Source organism: Polaromonas sp. P1_G2, assembly GCF_056405515.1.
Map to the genome: position 1 here is coordinate 1 of NZ_JBFUBY010001108.1, position 459 is coordinate 459.

At 61.7% G+C, this 459-nt stretch carries 1 protein-coding gene; it reads right to left on the reverse strand.

Annotation, left to right across the window (positions count from 1 at the left end):
* Nucleotides 1–459 (reverse strand): alpha/beta fold hydrolase (locus AC1D0P_RS29290; RefSeq protein ID WP_477679942.1); only part of this gene is annotated, 459 nt, incomplete at both ends.

Consider the following 459-nt stretch of genomic DNA (forward strand, 5'->3'; position numbering starts at 1 on the left):
ATTTCGCCATCGTCGACATCGCCATAGAAGGCGGATTTCAGCGTGGCACGGTAGTTCTCATCTGTTGAGCCGGTATCGATGCGGATCGCTCCGACTGCCATCGGGTCGGCCATGAACAGGGCAGGGACCACGGCCTTGGCCATGGTCTCGTGCTGGATCATGGCAATCGCTGGCATGCCCGTGGGCAGCATGAAGGCGGTGAGATAGACCACGGCTTCGATCAGATCCGGCACGGCCTCGGCGACGGGGGAGACGGTCACGCCACCCATGGAATGGCCGACCAGCACCACTTTGCCATTGGCCGCCAGCGCGACCTTCCTGACGGCGTCGATAACGGTATTGGTGCGATCGGCCTGTGAGACTGCCGCATTGGGCGATGGTTCGGTGGCAAAGGCTGCGCCATTCAGCGGTCGCTGATAAAAGCTTTCCGGAAATTTGGCGTTTTGGCCCGCTCCGGGC